General features: G+C 68.2%; 15 protein-coding genes. 8 read left to right on the forward strand and 7 right to left on the reverse strand.

What is annotated here, in order from left to right:
* Nucleotides 1–29: 29 nt before the first annotated feature.
* Together KA419_00675 and KA419_00680 are read right to left on the reverse strand one after the other, a co-directional pair.
* The gene (locus KA419_00675; GenBank protein MBP7864433.1) at nt 30–2,111 is read right to left on the reverse strand and encodes a carboxypeptidase regulatory-like domain-containing protein; all 2,082 of its coding nucleotides are present in this window, start codon (nt 2,109–2,111) and stop codon (nt 30–32) included.
* Nucleotides 2,112–2,234: 123 nt separating this feature from the next.
* A complete protein-coding gene (locus tag KA419_00680) occupies nt 2,235–4,739 on the reverse strand; it encodes a hypothetical protein (protein ID MBP7864434.1) in 2,505 nt (834 codons plus the stop codon).
* A gap of 193 nt (nt 4,740–4,932) precedes the next feature.
* Here KA419_00680 and KA419_00685 point away from each other — a divergent pair, with 193 nt between their 5' ends.
* The 4 genes from KA419_00685 to hypE all read left to right on the forward strand — a co-directional run bounded on the left by KA419_00685 (nt 4,933) and on the right by hypE (nt 10,464).
* On the forward strand, nt 4,933–6,792 hold the full coding sequence (locus tag KA419_00685) for a thioredoxin domain-containing protein (protein MBP7864435.1): 1,860 nt from the start codon (nt 4,933–4,935) through the stop codon (nt 6,790–6,792).
* Between the two features lie 81 nt (nt 6,793–6,873).
* Nucleotides 6,874–9,189, forward strand: coding sequence for a carbamoyltransferase HypF (gene hypF / locus KA419_00690; protein MBP7864436.1), 2,316 nt, complete (start codon nt 6,874–6,876; stop codon nt 9,187–9,189).
* Nucleotides 9,190–9,191: 2 nt separating this feature from the next.
* Nucleotides 9,192–9,428: a HypC/HybG/HupF family hydrogenase formation chaperone gene (locus KA419_00695; protein ID MBP7864437.1), complete on the forward strand. Its 237-nt coding sequence runs from the start codon at nt 9,192–9,194 to the stop codon at nt 9,426–9,428.
* Complete coding sequence (hypE, locus tag KA419_00700) at nt 9,421–10,464, forward strand: hydrogenase expression/formation protein HypE (GenBank protein ID MBP7864438.1); 1,044 nt, start codon at nt 9,421–9,423, stop codon at nt 10,462–10,464. The genes KA419_00695 and hypE overlap by 8 nt, the downstream gene beginning before the upstream one ends.
* 314 nt (nt 10,465–10,778) lie before the next feature.
* On the opposite strand, the gene KA419_00705 is transcribed toward hypE, so the two are convergent.
* Together KA419_00705 and KA419_00710 are read right to left on the reverse strand one after the other, a co-directional pair.
* Nucleotides 10,779–14,267 (reverse strand): CHAT domain-containing protein, encoded by a 3,489-nt coding sequence (locus KA419_00705; GenBank protein MBP7864439.1) that lies wholly within the window; start codon nt 14,265–14,267, stop codon nt 10,779–10,781.
* Between the two features lie 179 nt (nt 14,268–14,446).
* Nucleotides 14,447–14,989: a hypothetical protein gene (locus tag KA419_00710; protein MBP7864440.1), complete on the reverse strand. Its 543-nt coding sequence runs from the start codon at nt 14,987–14,989 to the stop codon at nt 14,447–14,449.
* A 387-nt stretch (nt 14,990–15,376) separates the two neighbouring features.
* Here KA419_00710 and KA419_00715 point away from each other — a divergent pair, with 387 nt between their 5' ends.
* The 4 genes from KA419_00715 (at nt 15,377) to KA419_00730 (ending at nt 19,151) form a co-directional block, all read left to right on the forward strand.
* Nucleotides 15,377–16,258 (forward strand): GGDEF domain-containing protein, encoded by an 882-nt coding sequence (locus KA419_00715; GenBank protein ID MBP7864441.1) that lies wholly within the window; start codon nt 15,377–15,379, stop codon nt 16,256–16,258.
* 163 nt (nt 16,259–16,421) lie between these two features.
* Entirely contained in the window at nt 16,422–18,107 is a 1,686-nt protein-coding gene (locus KA419_00720; GenBank protein ID MBP7864442.1) for an ABC transporter ATP-binding protein, read from the forward strand.
* Between the two features lie 133 nt (nt 18,108–18,240).
* A complete protein-coding gene (locus KA419_00725; protein MBP7864443.1) occupies nt 18,241–18,978 on the forward strand; it encodes a hypothetical protein in 738 nt (245 codons plus the stop codon).
* The gene (locus KA419_00730) at nt 18,975–19,151 is read left to right on the forward strand and encodes a hypothetical protein (protein ID MBP7864444.1); all 177 of its coding nucleotides are present in this window, start codon (nt 18,975–18,977) and stop codon (nt 19,149–19,151) included. Before KA419_00725 ends, KA419_00730 begins: the two co-directional genes overlap by 4 nt.
* 707 nt (nt 19,152–19,858) lie before the next feature.
* On the opposite strand, the gene KA419_00735 is transcribed toward KA419_00730, so the two are convergent.
* From KA419_00735 to KA419_00745, 3 genes are all read right to left on the reverse strand, one after another.
* Nucleotides 19,859–20,275 (reverse strand): HEPN domain-containing protein, encoded by a 417-nt coding sequence (locus KA419_00735; protein ID MBP7864445.1) that lies wholly within the window; start codon nt 20,273–20,275, stop codon nt 19,859–19,861.
* A complete protein-coding gene (locus tag KA419_00740) occupies nt 20,265–20,573 on the reverse strand; it encodes a nucleotidyltransferase domain-containing protein (GenBank protein MBP7864446.1) in 309 nt (102 codons plus the stop codon). The genes KA419_00735 and KA419_00740 overlap by 11 nt, the downstream gene beginning before the upstream one ends.
* Before the next feature lie 1,661 nt (nt 20,574–22,234).
* Entirely contained in the window at nt 22,235–22,474 is a 240-nt protein-coding gene (locus KA419_00745; protein MBP7864447.1) for a nucleotidyltransferase domain-containing protein, read from the reverse strand.
* Between the last annotated feature and the right edge of the window lie 584 nt (nt 22,475–23,058).

Genomic DNA, 23,058 nt, shown 5'->3' on the forward strand with positions numbered 1-23,058 from the left:
AAGCTCCCGCCGGGTCTTCGCGCGGGCGTTCAGCGGCAGAGCAATTCGGCCAGGCCCACGGCGTCCGCGGCGTCGAGGGACTGGCTGCCGTCCAGGTCGGCGACGCCGGCCGGGGCGGTGAAGGGGGCCTGCCCGGCTAGGACGTTTCCGGCCAGCGCCTGCCGGAGGATCACCAGGTCCGCCGCGGTGACCCGCCCGTCCCGGTCCAGGTCGCCGGTGAGGTTCAGGATGGGCCCCAGGTCGAACTCCAGGTGGAACCAATGCTGGACGCCCTCCGTTGGCGGGTTTTCCACCGTTTCGACCCCGGTGCGCACCAGGCACTCCGGGTGGTTGGTCCAGTACCCCGTGTCGCCGGTGAAGGCGAAGTGCGCCGATTCCGTGGCCAGGGGAAAGCGCACGTCCAGCCGCCGCCGCGTGCCCCAGGTGTTCAGGTTCAGGGTGACGTCGCTGTAGTGGACCTGGTAGCACGCGCTTCCGGGCGGCCCCTGCGGGGCGGCCGGGGCGGTCCCGGTGGCCGCCAGCGTGGCCAGGTCGACCCGGGCGCCGGCCAGCCCCGTCGCGGAACCCTCGTAGACCGCGCCCCAAGGGTGCGTCTCCCGCCACAGCCCCGGCACCGTGGCGTCCCAGTCCTCGTGGAGAACGGGGAAACTCCCCACCGAGAACCGGCTCTCCGGCGCCGTCCCCCCGAAGCCGGCCCCCAGTTCGCCGCGCTCCCGGAAGGAGGTTCGCCCGGCCGTCGTGCTCATCGGGACCCAGGTTCCGCCTGCCGTGTTGGCCTGCGCGTAGAACTCCAGCGAACCCGACGAGGCCCGGGCCGGGATGTTCAGGGCCCGCAGGAGGGCCGAGGTCAGCCAGGCGTGCTCCACGCAGATCCCGCACCGCTGCCGCAGCAGTTCCCCCGGCTTGTACGCCCAGTCGTAGAAGCTGCGCCCCCAGCACCACCCCTCGCCGCTGATGGTCTGCCAGATGCCGGAGGTGACGTCCCGGAAGGGCTGGTCCAGTCCCTGGGGCGGGACACTGAAGACCCCGTCGTGGTCGATGTTGCGGCACACCCACGCGTAAACCGCCCACGCCACCGCGTGGGTGGAGGTCCGGTCGCCCTCGGGAAGTGCGGCGAGGAGTTGCCCGGCCAGGGCCGCCACGTCGGGGTCGTCCGACCGGATGCAGTCGTCGGCCTGAAGATAGCACCGGACCGCTTCGGGGTAGCCGGCGGGCGACGCCGGGATGACGGCGTCCGTGGGGACCGCGACCGGCTCGATGCCGGTGGCGTGCAACAGGGACCCGAAGGTGACCCGGAGGTCCTCGGGGTCCACGCCCCGGGCCAGGTCGAAGTCCAGGCGGGTCTGCGCCCCGGCGACGGTCTCGACGCGGCCCGCGACGGCGGTGCGGTACCCGTTTTTCCCCGCCAGGACGACGTAGCGGGGGAAGGTCACCGGAACGTCCGGCAGGGTGTAACGCCCCTCGCTGTCGGAGACGGCCTCGCAGGCCAGTCCCCAGGGGTCCCCCCAGATCCGGACCCGGGCGCCCGCGAGGGGGGCGCCGCCGGACGTGACCGTTCCCGCCAGGGTCCCCGTGGGTGTGGCGCCGAAAAAGACCTCGTCGAACCAGGCCGTCCCGGGGCCGCAGAGAAGGAGGTTCACCTCGACCTTCGCCGCTCCTCCCGGGGCACGCACCTTCAACGGCGAGGGGAAGTCGGGGGAGAACTCCCGGGTCCCCGTGTGGGTGGGGTAGTTCACGAAGCGGAGGATCGCGTCGGCAGCGTCACGGAAGACCAGCTGCAGGCCGCACCGGCCGGGGGCGGCCACCTCCCGGAACGCCGCGTCGCCGGAGAGGGTGTACACCCGGCCGGCCTCCACCGTCACCACCTGCTGCCACATGGCCGGGTTGGGGGAGGGGTTGTCGATGCGGACCGACCGGACACCCGCCGACCGGGCGGACGGGTCCCAGGTGAAGACGGCTGCCCCGCCCCCCGGGGTGAAGGGGGCCCAGCCGTCCGGCTGGGAACCGTTCCCGGACTCGAGCCCGCCGTTGACCAGGAGGTTCCCGTCGGCGGCAACGAAGGGTGTCCAGCAGCCGAGGAGGATCAAGAGAAGAATCCGGTGATGAGGCATGGGCTTCACTCCCGAATCGTGTACGGCCGGGGTTGGGGGCCCTTCCCGGGCCGGTCCGCCGTCGAAGGTTGAACCCCGCGGCCCGTCGAGGGTTTCAGTGCCCGGCGCACGGAGACGCCGGGGTCACTGCCTCACCGTGCAAAGGACGTTCTTGTAGGGGTCCAGGACGATCCGGTCGGGCTTGAAGGGGAGCTGAATCGCGTTGGTCTCCGTCTTCGCGCCCTCCACGCTCAGAAGCCCCAGGCGGCGCATCTGCCCGCCCGTCTCGGCGTAGAAGGGGACCTTCATGAAGAACGCCGGCCCGACGCCCGACTGGGTCAGGGAGAACTTCAGGGTGGTCTTCCCGCCCGGCCCGGGCTCCAGGGTGTACTTGAAGTCGTAGGTGGGGACCTCCTTCCCGTAGACCCACTGCTCGAAGAACCAGTCGAGCGGTTCCCCGAAGTGCTTCTCCGCCACCCGGCGGAAATCCCGGGTGGACGCGTTCGCCAGGCGGTGGGTCGTCAGGAAGTCCTGGAGCATGGCGAAGAACTTCGCGTCGGGCTCCCTGGACCGGGGGTCCTTGAACAGCAGGCGGAGCATCTGGAGGACGTAGGCGCCCTTGTTGTACACCAGCGTCGAGGAGATCCCCCTCGCCTTCTCGGTGTCCAGCTGGACGTCCAGCCAGAGGGGGCCGTAGTCCACGGCGTGCCCGCCCGAGGGGCAGGCCCCCAGGAGCACTTCCCGCTTGTTCTGCCAGAAGGCGTCCACCTTCTTCGGTTCCACCTGCTCGAGGAAGAGGACCACGGAAAACTCGGCGATCCCCTCCACGAGCCACCGGTCGTGGTAGGTCTTCTCGCCGACCAGGTGGCCCCACCACTGGTGCGCCATCTCGTGCACCGCCACGGTGCGGTAGAAGAGGCGCGTGTCCTCCGTCTCCAGGACGCCCATGAACTGCAACAGGCTCCGGCGGACCGACCCCGGCAGGAGCGCGTCGTAGGGGAGGAAGATGAGGGAAGGCCAGCTCTGGCCGTAGCCGATCACGGGCTGCTCGGTGACGGCGATCTCCTTGAAGGGGAGGGGACCGAAGGCGTACGCGAAGATCTTGAGGGCCTGAAAGCTCATGCCGGCGGCCGTTTCCGCCATGGACGCCGTGCTGAAACCGCCCCGCGCGACGCCCAGCTGCCCGTCGAGGTCGCCGATCGTCCCGCGGGCTTCGAGTTCCATGGCATCGATGGAGGCGGAGATGCTCTTGAGGTCGTCCGGAACGTCCTTGCCGGTGTAAGCGGTGACGTTCAGGGTGGCGTCCCCCCGGGACTTCTCCACGAAGTTCCCGAAGTTGAAGCCCACCACCGGTACCGGGACCTCGGTGTCCCACTCGGTGACGAGCTGCGGGCCGGACGTGTCGCTTTTCAGAAGTTTTCCCGTGGCCAGGAAGCGGAACCCCTTGGGGGAGGTGAACCGCAGGGTGAACCGGGTTCGGTCCTCCAGGACGCCGAAACCGGGAAACCAGGACGCGCGGGCCGTGACGTAGTACAGACCGCACCCTTTCGTCTGGACGACCCGGGAGGTTTCCGTGGAGTCCTCCCGGTAGGTCAGGATGAGCGTCTGCGGCTTGCCCGGCTCGGGCGCCTTCGGCAGGACCACCCAGAGGTCGGCGTCCAGGTGACGGGCTTCCTGGATGAAGGGGACGGGGTTGCCCTCGCCGTCCTTGACCGACGTGACCCGGAGCACGCCCTCCAGGGTCAGGGGGAGGAGCCGGACGGGGGCCTTCGTCTCCCAGGTCATGACGGCGGTGGCGGAGAGGTGACGGTCCTTGTCGATGTCGGCGGTGACGGCCTGGGTGGCGCAGTGGAAACGGGTCGCGTGGTGCTCGGGGTGGGGCTCGGCGGCGTATTCCGACGCCAGGTGGCACCCGCACCAGAATTCGGTGGACGTCCCCGGGTTGGAGCGGAGGAGCATCACCTCCTCGTCGGTGGCCAGGAAGGGGTTGATCACCGGGGGGCGGTTCGGGCAGAAGTGGTAGAAGAGGTCGCCGAAGTCCGTCCCGCGGAGGTGAGCCAGGAAGAACCCTTTCGCGTCGGGTTCCGTCAGGTCCGCCAGCATGCGGGCGGGGAGGTTCGTGATCCAGGGGTTGTCCTTGGCCTGGTTGTCGACCCAGCCGTTGTATTCCTCCGCGTAGCGCTTGAGGGCGGCGGCGAGGGGGGCCTTTGCCTTGAGGGGATTCCCGGAGGCCTGGAGGGTGACGAGCTTGTTCAACTCCTCGCCGGTGGCGTCGGTGAAGAGGAAGACCGCGCTCTTGAACTCCGACCGCAGGACGTCATCCCGGACGGCGCGACGCATCTGCGCCTTGTGCATGGGGGTGGGCGGGGTGAAGACGACGGAGCCCTTCCCCTCGAAGAGAGCGGCCAGGACGCGGCCCTCCACCGGGGCGGCGAAGGAGAGGGTGCCCTCGTCCAGGGTGAAGACGGCGTGTTCCCGGCGGAGGGTGACGCCCTTGACCGAGGCCCAGCCGTCGCCGTCGGAGAGGTCCCGGAGCCGGCCGTAGAGCTTCACCAGGTCCGCGGCGGGAAGGGTGGACAGGTCCGCGGCGGGGGCAAGGCCCGTCACGGCCAGGACAAGCAGGGCGGTGAGTGCGGGGAGTCGTTTCATGGTCCCTCCGGGGAAAAAACGAAACTGTACCACCCGGCCGCCAGGGCGGCAACGGGGAATTTTCACCGGAAGGGTGGGAAAATGTCCGGGCGTGGCCTGAAACGGCCCCCCACCGAATCCCCCCTCCGGGCACCGCATCAGAGGGGTGGGTACTCCCCGGCGAGGCCGGATTCGGGGGACCCCGGGGGTGAGGATGGAAATCACGGAAAACCGACCCGCCGGGAACGGCAGGGAAACCCGGGCGGTTCTGAACCGGCTGGCGGGGGAGAAAAGCCCCTACCTGCTCCAGCACGCCGACAATCCCGTGGACTGGCGCCCGTGGGGCGCGGAAGCCTTCGAGACCGCCCGTCGGGAGGACAAGCCGATCTTCCTCTCCATCGGGTACGCCACCTGCCACTGGTGCCACGTCATGGAGCAGGAGTCCTTCCGGGACCCGGAGATCGCCGCCCTCCTGAACCACGTTTTCGTCCCCGTCAAGGTGGACCGCGAGGAGCGCCCCGACGTGGACCACGCCTACATGGCCGTGTGCCAGGCGCTCACCGGGGGCGGCGGCTGGCCCCTGACCGTGGCGGCGGACCCTTGGGGGCGGCCCTTCTTCGCCGCCACCTACATCCCCGACCGGCCCCGGTTCGGCCACCCCGGGATCCGCCAGGTGGTCCGCCGCATCGAGGAGGCCTGGCACACCCGGCGCTCCCGGGTCGATGAAAGCTCTCGGGAGATCCTCGCGGCCGTCAATGGGGCGATGGCGGCAACGGCCGGGGCGGGGCCGGACCCCGGGGCGGCGGCGGACGACCTCTTCCGTCACTACTGCCGGCTCTTCGACCCGGACTCAGGCGGGTTCGGCCCCGCCCCAAAGTTCCCGGCCTTCCCGTCCCTCTTCTTTCTCCAACGCTACGGTGAGGCCCGGAAGGCACGCCGGGCCCTGGAGATGGTCACCCGCACCCTGGACGCCATCCGCCTCGGGGGGATCCGGGACCACGTGGGGCAGGGGATCCACCGTTACAGCACCGACCGGCGGTGGTTCGTCCCCCACTTCGAGAAAATGCTCTACGACCAGGCCCTCATGGCGCTGGCCTACCTGGAGTCCTTCCGGCTCACCGGGAAAAAACTCCACGCCGAGGCCGCCCGGGACCTCCTGGCCTACCTGCGGCGCGACCTCCGGGACCCCGGCGGGGCCTTCCACGCCGCCGAAGACGCCGACAGCGAGGGCGTCGAGGGCCTTTTCTACCTCTGGACCGAAACGGAACTCCGCGGGCTTCTCCCGCCGGCCGAGGCCGAAAGGGTCATCGGGGCCTTCGGGGTGAGGCCGGAGGGGAACCTCGGCGCCCGTGGCGACGAGTTCCCCCCGGGGGCCAACCTTCTGTCCCTGCGTGAAGATCCCGAGGGAGAGGAGGCGGCCGCGATCCGCCGTTCCCTGGAAGCGCTGAGGGCCGCCCGGGCGAAGCGCGTCCGCCCGATGCGCGATCGCAAGATCCTCGCCGACTGGAACGGCCTGGCGGTCGCCGCGCTGGCCGCGGGATCGCGGGTCCTGGCCGATCCCGACCTCGCCGAGGCGGGCCGCGAGGCCGCCCGGTTCGTGCTGGGGCGCCTGGGAAGCGAGGGGTTCGGGCTCCGTCACCGTTACTGCGACGGCGAGGCGGCCGTGACGGGCTTCCTCGACGACTACGCCTTCCTCGCCCAGGGACTGCTGGAGCTTCACGCCGCCACGGGGGAACCGGAGTGGCTGGAGGCGGCGGAAGGGCTGGCCGCGAGGGCGCTGCGCTCGTTCTCCGCGCCCGACGGCCGGGGTTGCTGTTTTTCCCCGTCCGACGGCGAAACCCTGGTGGTGAGGGTGCGAGTGGTCCACGACGGGGCGCTGCCCTCGGGGAACGGCGTATTGCTGCGGGTGCTCGGTCACCTGGCCCGGGAGACCGGGAAAGAGTCCTGGCAGCATGCGGCCCGGGACTTGCGGGACGGTCTCCGGTGGGCGCTGGCCCAGCCTCCGGCCGTGCCTTTCCTCCTGGGTGCGATGCTGGAGAGCGGCGGGCTTGCCTCCGGAGGCCCCTTCCGGTAGAATGCCGGAGCAACCCGGGGCGTCCCGCTCCGTCGAGGGATGGAAGGGCGCCCGGGAAGAGGACGGTCCAGGGGGAGGGTGATGCAAAAAGAAAAGACCGACGCCGTCGGGCACTTGGATGTCCGCGTGACCGGCATCGTCCAGGGGGTGGGGTTTCGGCCCTTCGTCCACCGGCTTGCCGCGCGCTACGGCGTCCGGGGGACCGTGCGCAACGATTCGCTGGGCGTCCTCGTGGAGGCGGAAGCCGACCCGGCCACCCTCGGGCGTTTCGTCGAGGCCATCCCGGAGTGCGCCCCGCCCCTGGCCCTGGTGGAGTCGGTCAGCACCGCCGCCGGGGAGGTCCGCGGTTACACGGGCTTCGAGATCGTCACCAGCGAGGACGTCCCCGGCGAGATCACCCTGGTCAGCCCTGACGTCGCCACGTGCCCCGACTGTCTCCAGGAACTCTTCGACCCCGACGACCGCCGCTACCGGTACCCCTTCATCAATTGTACCCACTGCGGGCCCCGGTACACCATCATCGCCGAGTTGCCCTACGACCGGCCGAAGACGTCCATGGCCTCCTTCGCCCAGTGCCCGGCCTGCGCCGCGGAGTACCACGACCCCGACGACCGGCGTTTCCACGCCCAGCCCAACGCCTGCCCCGTGTGCGGGCCCCAGTGCGCCCTCTACGACAACACCGGCCGGTTCCTCCCCGCCGGCGACCCCGTGGAGGACGCCCGGGAGCACCTCGCCCAGGGGCGGATCGTGGCGGTGAAGGGCCTCGGCGGGTTCCACCTGGCGGTCAACGCCGCGGACCCGGACGCCGTCCTGCGCCTGAGGGCCCGAAAGCGCCGTGACGAGAAACCCTTCGCCGTCATGGCCCGGGACCTCGACGCCGTCCGTCGCATCGCCCGCCCGACCCCCGAGGAGGAGACGCTCCTGGTCTCCCCCCAGCGGCCCATCGTCCTCCTGGAAAAGCCGGGCGACGGGGAAGAAGGTCAAACCCGGCTCGCCCCGGCCGTCGCCCCGGGGAACCGCTTCCTCGGCGTCATGCTCCCCTACACGCCATTGCATCACCTGCTGCTCGAGGGGGAACGGTTCCCCGCCCTGGTGATGACCAGCGGCAACTTCTCCGAGGAGCCGATCCTGACCGGCAACCTCGCCGCCCAGCGCTTCCTGGCGCCGGTGGCCGACGTTTTCCTGACCCACGACCGCGACATCCTCGTGCGCAACGACGACTCCGTCTGCCGGAGCTACCGGGGGCGCGTCTACTTTCTCCGGCGCTCCCGCGGGTACGCCCCGGTGCCAATCCGGACGGATTCCGCTCTCCCCCCCCTGCTGGCCGTGGGCGGGGAACTCAAGAACACCGTGGCGGTGGGGCGGGGGCCCTGGGTCTTCCTGAGCCAGCACATCGGCGACCTGGAGAACTCCGAGGTCTTCACCTCCTTCGAGGAGACGGCGTCTCACCTGCAGGACCTGTTCGCGGTGCGGCCCGCCCTCGTGGCCCACGACCTCCACCCGGAGTACCTCTCCACGAAATTCGCCCTGGGGCTGGACGACAGCGTGCAAAAGGTGGGTGTCCAGCACCACCACGCCCACATCGTCTCCTGTCTGGCGGACAACGGGGTCGCCGGGCCCGTGATCGGCCTCTCCCTCGACGGCACCGGCTATGGCACCGACGGGCGGATCTGGGGCGGGGAAGTCCTCGAGGCGGGCCTCGCCTCCTTCCGGCGCGCCTTTCACTTCCGGTACACGGCCATGCCGGGCGGGGCGCGGGCGATCCGCGAACCCTGGCGCATGGCGCTGAGCTTCCTGCTGGACGCCGCGGGGGGCGACCTTCGGGACCTCCCCCCGACGCTTTCGAAGGCCGCGGACGAACAGGGCCTCGAACTGGTGGCCCGGATGGTGGCCCGGCGGCTGAACTGCCCTGAAACCTCCAGCCTCGGGCGCCTGTTCGACGCGGTGGCGGCCCTGGCGGGGATCCGGGCCCGGTCCACTTTCGAGGGGCAGGCGGCCATGGAGTTGGAGATGGTGGCCGGGCCGCCGAATCCCGCCGACGCCTACCGGTTCGAGCGGGAGGGCGGGGTCATCGACCCGCGGCCCGTGGTTCGCCGGGTGCTGGAGGACGTCCGGGCCGGGATCGGCCCCGAACGGGTCTCGGCGCGGTTCCACGACGGCCTCGTCGACCTCTTCGCCGACCTCTGCGAGCAGCTCCGCGCGGAGCGCGGCCTCGGCGCCGTGGCCCTGTCCGGCGGGGTCTTCCAGAACCTCCGCCTTCTGACGGGCCTCCACGAGCGGCTGGAGAGACTCGGATTCACCGTGTACACCCACCGGCGCGTCCCCTGCAACGACGGCGGCCTGGCCCTCGGCCAGGCCGTGGCGGCGGCGGAGATCGCCCGACGGAAAGGAGATTGACCATGTGCCTGGCCGTACCCATGCGAATCGAATCCATCGAGGGGATGAGCGGCCTCGCCGAGATCGGCGGGGTCCGGCAGGACGTGAGCCTGGCCATCCTGCCGGACACCCGGGTGGGCGATTACGTCATCGTCCACGCGGGGTTCGCCATCGAGCGGCTCGACGAGGAGGAGGCCCTGAGGACCCTCGAAGCTTTCCGCGAGCTGGAAGACCGGATGGCGGAGGATGCCGATGCCTGAGGCCCGGTCACGAAACGCCGACGATCCCGGGGGCGAGCGGGTCCTGCTGGCCCACGGCGGCGGCGGCCTTCTCTCCCACCAACTGGTGAGGGAGGTCTTCCTTCCTTACCTCGGGAACCCCGTCCTGGCCCCGCTCGAGGACAGTTCCTTCTTTGCGCCCCCGCCAGGCCGGCTGGCCTTCACCACCGACTCCTTCGTGGTGGACCCCCCGGAGTTCCCCGGGGGCGACATCGGCCGGCTGGCCGTCTGCGGGACGGTCAACGACCTGGCGGCGGGCGGGGCGCGACCGCTCGTCCTCAGCGCGGGTTTCATCCTGGAGGAAGGCACGCCCCTGGCCCTGCTCCGGCGGATCCTGGCCTCCATGAGGGACGCCGCGGCGGAAGCGGACGTCACCGTCGCGGCGGGGGACACCAAGGTCGTCCCCCGTGGCAAGGCCGACGGGGTCTACATCAACACGGCGGGCGTGGGGGTGTGCGCCCTCGACCCCCCGCCCGGGCCGGCCCGCATTCGCGACGGGGACGCCGTCCTGGTGAGCGGTTTTCTCGGGGACCACGGCGTCGCCGTCATGGCCGCCCGGGAAGGGTTGACCCTCCCGGCGGACGTCCGCTCGGACTGCGCGCCGCTCTTCCCCCTGGTGCAGGCGCTCCTGGGCGCCGGGGTCGAGATCCGTGCCCTTCGCGACCCCACCCGGGGCGGACTGGCCACGACCCTCAACGAGCTGGCCGGCGCGGCCGGGGTGGAGGTGGAGATCCAGGAAGAGGCCCTCCCTGTTCGCGAAGGGGTGCGCGCCGTGTGTGAGATCCTGGGTTACGAGCCCCTCTACCTGGCCAACGAGGGCAAGATGATCGTCGTGGTGCCCGAAGCCCAGGCCGACGCCGCCCTGGCGGCGCTCCGGGGCTGCCCGCTCGGCCGGGACGCCGCCCGCATCGGCCGGGCGACCGGGACCGGAACGCCCCGGGTGATCCTGCGGACCCTCACCGGGGGCGGCCGGATCCTCGACGTCCCCGCGGGGGAACTCCTTCCGCGAATCTGCTGAGGACAGCTACACGGGGCGGTCCTTTAAGGCCCTCAAGTCCCTTAAGTCCCTTAAGTCCTTTTGGTCCTTTAGGTCCCTTCGTCCTTTCACGCCCGCAGCGGCGCGAGGTCCCGGCACAGGCCGTCGCGGGCGGGAAAGAGCGGGAGAGGGAGATCAGGGCGAATCAGGAGGCGGAAGGGCGGGGGCGGGGGCAAAACAGTGGAACCAGGCTGCGCCTTTCCGGGGTCACGCCCCACCCGGACGCTTCGGCGGACGGGGTGCGGCCGCCCGTGAAGCGTTTCACCGGCTCACCGAATTCGGCCGGTTCCTCGGGGTCAGTCGCCCTGTCCGTGAAGCTGGAAGGCCGCCCAGTAGAAGGGGTGGGAGAGGTCGCGGCGCGGGTTTGGGGCGGCGGGGCGGGCATCCGGCGCGCGAGGGGCGGGCCCTCGCCCGGGCGGCGCCCCACCCCCGCCGAGCGCCCGCTGGGCCCGCATGAGGGCCACGTCCCGCGGCGTGCCGGAGAGGAGTTCGCGGTAGAATGCCTCCATGAGCAGGAACGTGGATTCGTCGGAGATGGGCCAGAGGGAGACCACCACGCTCCGGGCGCCCGCGTGGAAGAAGGCCCTCGTGAGGCCCAGGATGCCCTCCCCGGCGAGGACCTTCCCGGTGCCCGTCTCGCAGGCCGAGAGCACCACGCACTCGGCGTCCACCGCGAGGTCCTGGATGATCTCCCAGGCCTGCAGGAGCCCGTCCGTGTCGTGGTCGCCCTCCGAGGCGGCGTCCGGGGGCTCCGCCCGCGGGGGCGGGGTCAGCGCCAGCGCCGAGTCCATGGGGAATTCCGCGTCGATGAGACCGTGGCACGCGAAGTGGAGGTACGGCGTATCCTTCGGAAGGGCCCGCACCGCAGTTTCCGTGGCCTGGTCCCCCAGAAAGGCGCGGGCGCTCCGCCCGAACAGCGACGAGATTCCCACGATCTCCCGGCGTGTCCCGGGCAGCCGGACCAGCGTGAAGCCCCGCGTCCTCCACCCGGCCATCCCGCCCCGAAGTTCCTCCCCCTTTCCCGGCGCCGGGTAGGCGGGGTCTCCAAAGCCGGTCCACGCGCTTTGCCCGGGGAGCCGGGCCCTGGGTCCGCGTGCCTTCAGTTCCGCGTAGACCGTCAGGGAGGGCTCGACGGAGATGGGCTTCTGCAGGCCCAAAGCTTCCCCCGCTTTCAGTCCTTTGAAGCGAGGTTGCGCGGGCGGCAGGAGGGTCGTGAAGGGGAGGAGGTGAAGGGGCCCGTCGGGGAGGAGAAGGATCCGGTCGCAGGCGGCGATCTCCCGGGAGACCTTCCCGAGGAGCGCCTCGTAGAGCTTCGCGGCCGCGGCCTTCCAGCTGCCGGAGTCGGTCTCCGTGGCCGCGTCGGGCCCAAGCTGGTCCCGGAAGGAGCGCACGCTCTCCTCCAGCGCCCCCCTCGAGAGGGGAAGGCGCAGGACTCGCAGGGAGAGGCCCTCCCTCGGCGTCTCACGGCCATCCCGCGCGGCAGGTCCCGCGGAGGCGGGCGGAGTCTTTCCAGGGTCAAGCCTCGTCGTTTCCCCGCGCCGGCGGCCTTTCCCGATCACGGCGTCACGGCCTGGGCACAGGGGGGAGCGGAGCGCGAAAAGAAAGGTCTCCTTGTCGGCCACCGCGAAGGCCAGGAGGAGGGTCCCCGGCGCCAGCGCCGCCGCCATCCCGCGGAAGTCAAGCGGCCGGGGGTACTCGAGCGCGGCCAAAAGGGGCGAGGCTTTCCGGATCTCCTCCGCCAGGGCATCCTCCCTCTGCGGGAGCGTGAGCAGCCCCGCGCGCCAGGCCTGGATATCCCTGGGGTCGGTGTGGCTGTCGGCCAGGGCCAACTTTTCGTAGAGGGTCTTCCTCTCGCGGGCGAGCTGGTTCCGCCGGTCCAGGAGGGAGGGGGGAATGTGCCCCCTCAAATCGAGGTAACGGGTGGAGACGATCTCCAGGAGCGCCCGCGCCCGGGAACGCTCCAGGGTTTCCAGGGCCTGCTCGGGCCGCCCCGCATCCAGGAGGGCGGCGATGAGGTCCGTGTAGAAAGCGCCGTGCGCCGAGGAAAAGGTGGTTTTCGCCGATTCCCCCCCCGTCTTCCCGCGCTGGGTTTCCAGGCAATCCACGGCCTCGGAGAGGAGGTCCGTCGCGCGGGGGAGGTCGTGGGCGAGCCGCTCCAGGCGCGCCAGTTCGCGGAGACTGTCGGCGAGGGCGAGGCTCCCCGGCGCGAGCTGCCGCCGGATTTCGGTTGCCTTGAGGGAGCTTTCCCTCGCCGCGGGGAGATCTCCGCGTTTTCGCGCCGCGATACCCCGGTTGTGCAGGCTGGTCGCCATGGCGAGGCTCTCGGGCGCCAGGCGCCGACGAATCGCCAGGGCCTTGAGGAAGTACGCTTCAGAGGGCTCGGGATTTCCCAGGTCCTCCTCCACGACGCCCAGGTTGTTGAGGCATTCCGCCAGGCTCAGGCTTCCCGGCGCCAGGCGCTCCTCGATGGCCATGGACCTCAGGTAATACGCCCGGGCGGACGGCAAGTCCCCCTGGTCCTGCGCGACGACCCCCAGGTTGGTGAGAGCGGCTCCCGTACTGCGGCTGTCCGGGGCCAGTCGCTCCTTGATGGCGAGGGCGCGCAGGAAGTACGCCCGGGCGGCGGCCAGGTCCCCCTGGCCCCGGGCCACGACGCCGAGGTTGTTGAGGGTGCCGGCCACGGTGGGCCCGTCCGGCGCCAGGCGTTCCTCGATTGCGAGGGCGCGCAGGTGGTACGCCCGGGCGGCGGCCAGGTCCCCCTGCATCATCGCCACGATGCCCAGGTTGTCGAAGTTCGCGGCGCAGGCATTGCCGTCCGGCGCCAGGCGCTGATGGATCGCCAGGGAATTGATCAGATACTCCCGCGCGGCGGCCAGGTCGCCCATCTCCTGGGCCAGGCGCCCCAGGTTGTTGAGGCTCCTGCCGACGGGAAGGCCTCCCGGCGCGATGCGATTCCGGATCTCCAGGGCCCTCGCCTGCAGCGCCCTGGACGTCTCCAGGTCTCCCCGCTCCAGGGCGAAGACGCCCAGGTTGTTCAGGCCGGCGGCTTCGGCCAGGCTCCCCGGCGCGAGCCGCTCGCAGATCGCCTGGTACGCTTCGCCCAGCGTCGTGGCCTCGGCAAGCCTTCCCCTCGTGTATTCAAACCTCGTCCACCAACTGAGGGCAGCGGCCAGCCGCATCTCCGAGTCGCCGGCCTCCGCCAGGCCCTTCGCTCGCCGGAAGGCTGCTTCCGCCGTATCGTTCTCGCCGGATGCCCCCAGGGTCTCCGCTTCGCGGAGGACGGCGCTGATCTGCCAGAAGCTTCTCTCCGGGGCCAGTTGCCGGACGCGCTGGAGAACTTCCCGGGCTTCTTTCCACCGGTGCCGGTCCCCGAGGGTCCTGGCCAGGTCAAGCCTCACCCAGAGGCCGGTCTGGGCGAAGCCGGCCTCCTCGGCCTCCACCGCGAGGGCCTCCAGCGCCTTCATGCCCTGTTCCCGGGTCTCGGATGCCTTGAGTTCCGCCCGTGCCTGGACAAGCCGCTGGAGAGCCGGGTTGGAGAGGTCCGCCCGGAACTCGCACCCCCAGTTGCCCTGGGGAAGATTCGCTTCCCTCTCCGCGCCCGCCCGGTCCAGCGTGAGCCGGGTGTCCCTTGCGGTCTCCCAGTCGAAGCGGAAGGCCAGCAACTCCTCCAGGGAAAACCCTTCTTTCCCGTTGACGGCGGTGACCCGGTCACCCACATCCATGCCGGCCAGGGCGGCGGCGGAGCCGGCCTTGACCGAGTCGACCACCGCCAGGGGCGATCGCACAAGGGGATCGCCCGGCCCGGCGGCGTGGAGGGCCCCGAGCACCGCCGCGGCGCAGAGAAGGGAAACGGGAACACGGTGACCAGGGGTTTTCCTCACAGATTTGAAACTACAGCACCTGACGAGAATTGTCAAATCAATAACCGCAAGGGCAGCCCCTCTCCGCCCCGTGTGGACCTTCCTCAACCGCGCAGCCAGCGGGGCAGGGGGATGCGGACGTGGTACAGCTTGCCGCCGGACGGCTCCTCCTCCGGGACCACCCCGAGCTTCCTGGCCCATTCGCTGTCCTCGGCGATCTCTTCCACGAGGAAGCCGTTCTCGCCCCCGCCTTCCGGGTCGTCCGCGAAACCGTACCCGACCTCGGGATCATCTTCGTCCTCGTCCTCGCTCTCGCCATCGTCCTCGTCGTCGTCCTCGTCGAGGCCGTCGAAGTCGCCGGCCTCCTCCAGGAGGATCTCCCGGCCGAGCTTGCACCAGGGGAGCATCTCGCAGTCGGGGCAACTGGCGGCGCACCCGGTGATGTGGAGGACGGTGTCGGGGAAGAGCTGGCGCATCTCCCGTTCCTCGGGGTCGTTCCACTCCCGGCGGATTTCCTTGTACTGCTGCTTGAGGACCTTGAGCCGGAGGGGTTCGGGGACCCCCGGCGGCAGTTCCAGGACGGCCCTGTACTTCTTCCGCAGCTTCGTTTCGATCCGCTCCAACTGGCTGTGCACGTTTCCTTTCATGGTCTCCTCCTCTCCCGTGTATTTCCAACCCCGGCGGGGTCGGCGCCGGTCCCGGAGCGGAACCGTGCCGGGGTGAGGGAACCGCCGGCCTCGGTGCACCCGCCCGCGGTCTCCCTCCCCCATCACGATGCCCCTCACCTTCACTAACGTTTTCGCCGGGAGATATCCGAACTTTTCTTTCCGGTCTCCTCATTTTTTTTCGTGAGTCCCGCCGACCGCCTGCGGGGTTTGGAGGTGAAAAACTTGACAAACCCTTTCCAGGCCTTTACCATGAAGGTGTCGCTGCCCCCCGCCGAACGGAGCCGGGGCGTTTTCGGGAGGATTGGGTCAGGCCGGGGACGTTCGGGCGGGAAGGCAGCGGCAAGCCCGTCGGGTGGGCATGTTGGAATGGCCATCGAGGAACACACCAAGATCGTCCGGATGGAAGACCTTCAGGAGCGCCTGAAATCGGGGTCCGACTGTCTCCTCGAGATCTACGGGAAGAACCTCGGCCGCCGGGTTGAGTTGGGCTTCACGCGGATCACCATCGGCCGGGAGGAGGACAACGACCTGGTCCTCGACAGCGAGTCGGCGTCCCGCAAGCACAGCGAGATCTTTCTCCTCAACGGCGAGCGGATGATCGGGGACCTGGGGAGCACCAACGGGACCTTTGTCAACGACATCCGCGTGGACCGCGCCCCGCTCTCCAACGGCGACCTCATCCGGATCGGGAACACCGTCCTGAAGTTTTTGGCCGGGTCCCACATCGAGTCCCTCTACTACGAGGAAATCCACCGGATGGTCATCACGGACGGCCTCACCCAGATCGCCAACAAGCGGCACCTCCTCGAGGAGATGGTGAGGGAACTCTGGCGCGCCGACCGCCACAACCGGGACCTCTCCCTCATCCTCTTCGACCTCGATCACTTCAAGGCGGTCAACGACAAGTTCGGCCACGTGGCAGGGGACCAGATCCTCAAGGAGCTGACCGACCTGGTCCGGCCCCGCATCCGCAAGGACGAGGTCTTCGGGCGTTACGGCGGCGAGGAGTTCATCGTGCTCCTCCCGGAGACCAACAAGGAGAACGCCCTCGTCTTCGCCGAGTCCATCCGGGCCATGGTGGAGAGCCACGCCTTCCACTTCTCGGGGATCTGGATTCCCATCACCATCAGCGTCGGTGTCGCCCAGTTCGCCTCCGAGAGCCACCCCACCCCCGAGTCCTTCATCGAGGAGGCCGACCTGGCCCTCTACCGCGCCAAGGAAGGCGGCCGCAACCGCGTGTGCTTCTAGGCGGGGCCTTTTCCCCGGGCGACTTTCCGGGGTCGACCGCCGCGGTTCGGTACGACAGGCCAACGCCCGCCGGGGGAGCGCCGGACCCCGTGCGGGCGCCGTGCCGGCGGGTTTCCCCTTGAGGTGTCGGACCGGCTTGGACCGGAGTCTCCGGAAGGATGTCATGGCTCGAGACGGGAAATCGCAAAAAGAAGGCATCGGCGCCACCCTCCGGGTCGCCTGGGCGGTCCTGGGCAAGGACATCCTTCCTCACCGCAAGACTTTGGCCGGGGCCTTCGCCCTGCGGCTGGCCACCAACGTCAACCTCCTGGGGCCCCTGTTCCTGGGGCTCATCATCGACCGGGCCTTGCCGGGGAAAGACCTGAACGCCCTCTGGGTGGCCACGGTCCTTCTGGTGTCCTCCTACGGGCTCTCCTACGCGTTCTGGGCGGTACAGGCCCGCCTGTCCAACGCGGCGGTGGAGGGGATCTTCCTCCACCTCCGCCTGCGCCTGCTGGGGACGGTCCTGAACAAGCACCGGGGCTTCTTCTTGCGCTTCACCCCGGGCGACCTGTTCACCCGGATCGTGCACGACGTGGACTTCGCCTCGGCCTTTTTCTATCACAACCTGCTGCGTTCCGTGTCTTACCTCATCTACGTCGGCGCCACCGCGGCGTTCATGCTGGCCTGGAACTGGCGCCTGGGGCTGTTTTCCCTCCTGATGCTGGCCCCGTGCTACGTTTTTGCCGACCGGATGAACCGCCCGCTGACGCGGCGGTCCGAAACGGCGAAAAACCGGCTCTCGGAGCAGAACGAGGTCCTCCTGGACATCCTCGGCGGGCACGGCGAGGTCCGGTTCTTCCAGCAGCAGCGCAGCGCCCTGAGGCGCTTCGAGAGGACGTCCGCCCCCCTGGCCGAGGCGAACGTCCAGGCCAACGTTTTCGGGGAGTGGATGTGGGGGGGGCTGGACGTCCTCTCGCAGTTGCTCGTCCTCGCCCCGTTCATCGCCGGCTGCTTCCTGTACTGCGCGGGGGGGACGGACGTGACGGTGGGCATGCTGGCGGGGTTTTACGCCTACCTGGCCCAGCTGGCCGGACGGATCCAGTTCCTGTTCGGCGGTCTGGGTGGTTTCGGCCAGGCCGTTCCGTCCCTGCGGCGGATCGGGGAGGTCCTGGACTTCCCCGAGGAGAGCGCCCCCGAGCGGGTGAACCCGGACGAGACTCCCGAAGATACGGGCATCGAGTTCCGCGGGGTCTCGTTCCAGTTCCCCGAAGGGCCGAAAATCCTGGACGGCTTCGACCTCCGGGTCCCGCCCGGCGACAAGGTGGCGATCATGGGCGCCAGCGGGGCCGGCAAGAGCACGCTGATGGGGCTGCTGCTCCGATTCTACGAGCAGGACCGGGGGGAGATCCGCTTCGGCGGGAAACCCGTGGGGAGCTACGACCCCGCCTTTTTCTACAGCTTTTTCGGCTACGTCAGCCAGCGGACCAACCTCTTCGACCTGACCCTCCGGGAAAACGTCGCGCTGGGATGGCACGCCGTACCCGAGGACCGGGTTTGGGCCGTCCTCGACGTGGTGCGCCTGAAGGAGGTGGTCGAGGCGCTCCCGCGGGGGCTGGACACGCCCCTGGGGCCCCGGGGCGTCACCCTCTCCGGGGGTCAAGCGCAGCGGCTGGCGCTGGCGAGGGCCCTGGTCCGGGAGCCGGCCGTCCTGATCCTGGACGAGTTCACGTCCGGCCTCGACCGGACCACGGAGGAGGCGATCCTGGACGACCTGTTCGTCCTCTTCCGCGACCAGACCGTCCTCTGCGTCACCCATTCGCCCCCGGTGGCCTCCCGCTTCCCCCGGGTGATCCACCTGCCGCAGTGAGGGAACCTTGCCCTGGGCCGAGAGGTGAGGATGGCTTCGACGGACCTCCCCGGCGAGCCCGAAGGCCGAAGTAAGCGGTTGTTGCTTTGGCTGGGAAACGCGGTTCCGCACTCTTCCCGGGAGGATTTCAAGGATGACCGCTCACTTCCCGAAAACGGACCGCTCGAACGATTTCCTGTCCAACCGGGGGATCCTCGATATCTGCCTCATCTATTTCGTGCTGGGCCTCGTCGAACTGATCGTCAAGTTCGTCCTGAGCAGAGTCATGACCAGTCATCAGATCAGCGGATACTACATGTCCGGACTCTTCCTCATGATCAGGACGGGGGTGGCGGTCCTCTGGTTCTCTGCCATCGTCCGTCTATTCCTGCGCGAGAAACCCGGGAAGGCACTTTTCCGACTTGTTCTGACACCCGTGATCATCCTCACCGCGGAGATTCTTCTGTTTTTCGTGCATGCCTTCATCCCCAGCGGTCTCTCCGGCTGGCCGCTCGATTCCGTCTATTCGAAGCGTCGTTCCCAATACTTCCTTCTGGCCCGTGACGATACCCCGACCGATTGGGTCTACACTCTCCACAGCACGAGAACGACTTTGTTCAACCCCTTGTGGAAGAAGGAATACGGGAGCCCGCCTCTCGACTATTCAGAGGACGGGTCACTGACGTCTAACCCCCGTTTGTTCCTGAGCCGGGACGAGACGATCCTGGCAATCGCGCGGGGTGGTCGATTCACGGATGCCGTCAACCTCGACACCGGCCAGGCCCTCACGGGGGCGGTGGCCTGGAATGAGGCCAATCGGGAGGACCTGTGGAGGATCCGCAGCGAAAAGGTCGTCAAATTGTTGGAGTCTCACGGAGGTGTAACGAAATGAATTCATCAGTCAACCGGGTCGTTTTTCCCGCTGTGATGGTCCTTGCGGTCCTGTCTTCCTTCCTCCCCTTTTCGGCCCAGAAGCCGGCGGACCGGGACATCTGGGTCCCCTCGACCGTCTCGGAAGCCGCCCGGAAAGTCCTGAAAAACTACGGCAAAAGCAAGGGGTACTAGCGGGTGGCGCCCGCCCCGGACGACCTGGCCGGGTGGCGCGCCATGCATGACCTGATGGAGACGGCGACCGCGGCGCGCAACGCGGTGTTTGGAGTTTGGTGATTTTCTGGCAGGCAGATCAGATTTTTGGAGATCCATCCGTTCTCTTTGATTCCCCGAAGGGGATTGGCATTCCAGCCCGGGGCAAGCCGCGGACGCAAGGGAAGTGTTAGGGTTAAGCAGGAAACGTCGGCGTCCGCGGCGCCGCCCCGGGGCGAGGGCAGGGTAAGAGATCTCCCCCGCCCCGAAGGCGGCGGGGGGAGTGGGTTGGCTTCCTGTGTGGGATTTTCCGGGCACGAGGTCTTGCCGAACTCCCCGTGCGCCTTCCAGGGCGCGATTCAGTGGGGGGGGCGTTCGGTCCCGGGGCGTCGCTTCGCTTGCCCCGGGACTGATCCCCCCATCGGCACTCTTGTAGACATCCCCGAAGGATCCGGCATAAATCACGTCAGGTCGGGAGTATCGACATGTAGACCGCATAGGCGTCGGGATCAACGCAGATGTTGCTGACACCGGGTGAATCCGGTGTGTTGTAGTGCAGGCCTGTTTCGGCCTGCAGTGCCGCTATCCCCATCGTAAGAATGAAACAAACGATGAATATGGAAAGGGTTGGTTTCTTTTTGGGATTTCTTTTCTTTGTCGCTTTGGGGTTAGCCCTGGTAAAGGTGGATTCAGGGCAGGAGCGCCGCCTCGAGGTCTTTGAGAATGCCTGTCGTGGCCTGGATCGCCTGTTCCGCGTCGGTATCGCCGTAGACCTGGGATGGAGTCAGGTCCGGAAGCCCGTTGGGGTAGCGGGTGGGGATGTACAGCTTGTCGAGCAGGCGGGCGTGGCCCTGGAGCGGCTTGAGAAGGCTGTCGCGCAAGGCCGGGTCCGGAAAGTCCTGCATCAGTTTCAGGACCGAGTGCCCCCACGGGTCGATGCCGTGATGCATCCAGAACGCTTTCAGGATTTTCTCTGCGCACTGTTGAGCCTGAAAACACGCCCACTCGAAACAACCGGCCTGCCGGGAGACCTCCGCGGCACGGAGGTCCGCACGAGCCTGTGACAGCCACCGGGCGGCTTCCTTGCGCAACTTTTCAAGGCTCATAGATCACCTGACCTTCCTTTATCACCCTCGATAAAAAGGGAAGTTCCAGATTTTCCTCGAACTCTCTCGAGGTGTAGACGAACAGGTCCAACGGGACGTGCAGGAGGGTGACGATCGCATCGTAGTATTTGTCCAGCCGACGGAGATACGGGAGAGGCTCGTCGTCCACCACGAGGAGGTCGAGGTCGGAGCGGCGTTCAGCCGTCCCCCGGGCGAGGGAACCGAACACGATGGCCTTCCGGGCCTTGCCGGACTCGAAAACGGGACGGAGTTGGTCGCCGATCTGCTGCAAGTCCATGAAGCCATTGTAAACCCCGGGAACGGTCCGGTCAATCCCGTGAAAGCAGTAGTTCGTTTTTGCACCGCCGCTACGCGGCTTCCTGCAATTTCACCTATCGCCCCCTCCTGGGCCTGCCGGCCCAGGCTTTTTCCGAACCACCCGCTACGCGGGCTGGGCGAGACCGTTAACGCAGGCTGGACGAGACCGTTTCGGAGATTTATCTGCACAAATGCCGGGGGAACACCCGCCGTCTAACATCTTTTATCCCTATGGGATAGAGATTACATCCGGGAAAGAGTTGCCTTCCGGGACAGAGACTCCTTCCAGCTGAAAGCCCTCCCTTCTGCACCCATCGGTTTGGGGCCGTCACGGCCGGTGGATCACGGGGCCCCTCGCCCCAAAAGCCTGACGCTTGTCACTGGACACCGCGTCACCGCTGTCGTGACCCTTTGCGAGCTTGGCGTCCTGGTGGGAATCGATCCGGATCTGGATCTCGCAAAGGCGCGAAGCTCGCAAAGAAAAACTAATCGCCGGAGGAGCGGCCAAGGGGCACGAAAGCACGCCTTCACCGGGTTGCCGCGCCGCCGGCCGGGATCGCTGCCCGCGACACGGTTTTCCCCCGCCGCGTGTTCGTACGCGTCGTCCCGACGCGGATTTCCCCACACACGGAAGCACGTCAAAACGGTTTTACGGTTATTTCGGTCCCACCGGGCATCGGAACAATGCCGTGCCCCCGCCGCCTTCGGGGCGGGGTCGGAAAGGTTTTGGGCGCACGAATCCCCGGGGCAGCGACGCGGACGCCCGTCACGGTTCCCGAGACGCTTGTGTATCGCCGGCGTCCGCGGCTTGCCCCGGGCTGAAACGCCTTTCCCCTTCGGGGAAACGGGGCGGGGGGGCATAATTCAAATCGGGAGTAAACGTTCGCGGAGCCTAACAGGGATCGGACGTTCGAGCCGCCCGACCGGGGCTGGAGCTTCGAAGGCCCCGACCCTCCCCGAAGGGGAGGGGGCGTTCCAGCCGGGGGCAAGACGCGGGCACCGGCCGCGAAGGTGCAACGTGCCGCTCGTTGAGGGCGCCCGCGTCGCCGCCCCCGGAACGCGGCGGCGCGGGTAGGAAACGCACCCTGAAAGGGTGCGGGGAAGGCGGGTCCGTCCCGAGACGAAAAGCGGCGCCCGAAGACGCCGTCAGTGATCACGACAACATGGCCCGCCAGGATGAACGATTGCACAAACCGTCAGGGTTCACTCGACGATAGGTTTCGGACTTTCAGTCGCTCATAAGTCTACCCGTCGTCACCCTGATCCGGATTTCCCTGCCTGGAACGGTCCTTGTTCGCGGATTTCGTGGTTTTAAAAGGCTGTTAGCGGTTTAGACTGAAGGGGTTTAGGCCGGAATAAGGGCCGTCGGGAACACCATGCCTGCGTCCCGGAATCCCTTTCTTGCCTTCCGTGCCTTTCGTGGTTCATTCTTCCGCTTATCCGTGTTCATCCGTGGTTCTCTTCCGGATTATCCGGGTTGGGTCGTCAACAGATCCTCTCCGATCCGGTTCCAGCTCTGGCCGCCGTCCAGGGACCGGAACAAGCCCAGGCCGTCGCTGTCCTCCACTCCCGCGAATATCCGGTTCGGTGCGGCCGTGTCCAAGGTCAGACAGGTGATATAGGTGAACGGCCCATGCTGGTTCAAGGAGTCCACAGCTTCCCACGAGAGTCCAACGGGACGTGCAGGAGGGTGACGATGGCATCGTAGTACTTGTCCAGCCGACGGAGATACGGGAGGGGCTCGTCGTCCACCACGAGGAGGTCGAGGTCGGAGCGGCGGTCAGCCGTTCCCCGGGCGAGGGAACCGAACACGATGGCCTCCCGGGCCTTGCCGGACTCGAAGACGGGACGGAGTTGGGCGCCGATCTGCTGCAAGTCCATGAAGCTATTGTAAACCTCGGGAACGGTCCGGTCAATCCCGTGAAAGCAGTAGTTCGTTTTTGCACCGCTGCTACGCGGCTTCCTGCAATTTCACCTATCGCCCCCTCCTGGGCCTGCCGGCCCAGGCTTTTTCCGAACCACCCGCTACGCGGGCTGGGCGAGACCGTTAACGCAGGCTGGACGAGACCGTTTCGGAGATTTATCTGCACAAATGCCGGGGGAACACCCGCCGTCTAACATCTTTTATCCCTATGGGATAGAGATTACATCCGGGAAAGAGTTGCCTTCCGGGACAGAGACTCCTTCCAGCTGAAAGCCCTCCCTTCTGCACCCATCGGTTTGGGGCCGTCACGGCCGGTGGATCACGGGGCCCCTCGCCCCAAAAGCCTGACGCTTGTCACTGGACACCGCGTCACCGCTGTCGTGACCCTTTGCGAGCTTGGCGTCCTGGTGGGAATCGATCCGGATCTGGATCTCGCAAAGGCGCGAAGCTCGCAAAGAAAAACTAATCGCCGGAGGAGCGGCCAAGGGGCACGAAAGCACGCCTTCACCGGGTTGCCGCGCCGCCGGCCGGGATCGCTGCC

The sequence above is a fragment of the Acidobacteriota bacterium genome (assembly GCA_018001935.1).
GTDB lineage: Bacteria > Acidobacteriota > JAAYUB01 > JAAYUB01 > JAAYUB01 > JAGNHB01.

What these genes read in the sequence shown, in the direction of transcription:
- KA419_00675 (MBP7864433.1), bottom strand. Translation starts at nt 2,111, where the DNA reads ATGCCTCATCACCGGATTCTTCTCTTGATCCTCCTCGGCTGCTGGACA.
- KA419_00680 (MBP7864434.1), bottom strand. Translation starts at nt 4,739, where the DNA reads ATGAAACGACTCCCCGCACTCACCGCCCTGCTTGTCCTGGCCGTGACG.
- KA419_00685 (MBP7864435.1), top strand. Translation starts at nt 4,933, where the DNA reads ATGGAAATCACGGAAAACCGACCCGCCGGGAACGGCAGGGAAACCCGG.
- hypF (MBP7864436.1), top strand. Translation starts at nt 6,874, where the DNA reads ATGCAAAAAGAAAAGACCGACGCCGTCGGGCACTTGGATGTCCGCGTG.
- KA419_00695 (MBP7864437.1), top strand. Translation starts at nt 9,192, where the DNA reads ATGTGCCTGGCCGTACCCATGCGAATCGAATCCATCGAGGGGATGAGC.
- hypE (MBP7864438.1), top strand. Translation starts at nt 9,421, where the DNA reads ATGCCTGAGGCCCGGTCACGAAACGCCGACGATCCCGGGGGCGAGCGG.
- KA419_00710 (MBP7864440.1), bottom strand. Translation starts at nt 14,989, where the DNA reads ATGAAAGGAAACGTGCACAGCCAGTTGGAGCGGATCGAAACGAAGCTG.
- KA419_00715 (MBP7864441.1), top strand. Translation starts at nt 15,377, where the DNA reads ATGGCCATCGAGGAACACACCAAGATCGTCCGGATGGAAGACCTTCAG.
- KA419_00720 (MBP7864442.1), top strand. Translation starts at nt 16,422, where the DNA reads ATGGCTCGAGACGGGAAATCGCAAAAAGAAGGCATCGGCGCCACCCTC.
- KA419_00725 (MBP7864443.1), top strand. Translation starts at nt 18,241, where the DNA reads ATGACCGCTCACTTCCCGAAAACGGACCGCTCGAACGATTTCCTGTCC.
- KA419_00730 (MBP7864444.1), top strand. Translation starts at nt 18,975, where the DNA reads ATGAATTCATCAGTCAACCGGGTCGTTTTTCCCGCTGTGATGGTCCTT.
- KA419_00735 (MBP7864445.1), bottom strand. Translation starts at nt 20,275, where the DNA reads ATGAGCCTTGAAAAGTTGCGCAAGGAAGCCGCCCGGTGGCTGTCACAG.
- KA419_00740 (MBP7864446.1), bottom strand. Translation starts at nt 20,573, where the DNA reads ATGGACTTGCAGCAGATCGGCGACCAACTCCGTCCCGTTTTCGAGTCC.
- KA419_00745 (MBP7864447.1), bottom strand. Translation starts at nt 22,474, where the DNA reads ATGGACTTGCAGCAGATCGGCGCCCAACTCCGTCCCGTCTTCGAGTCC.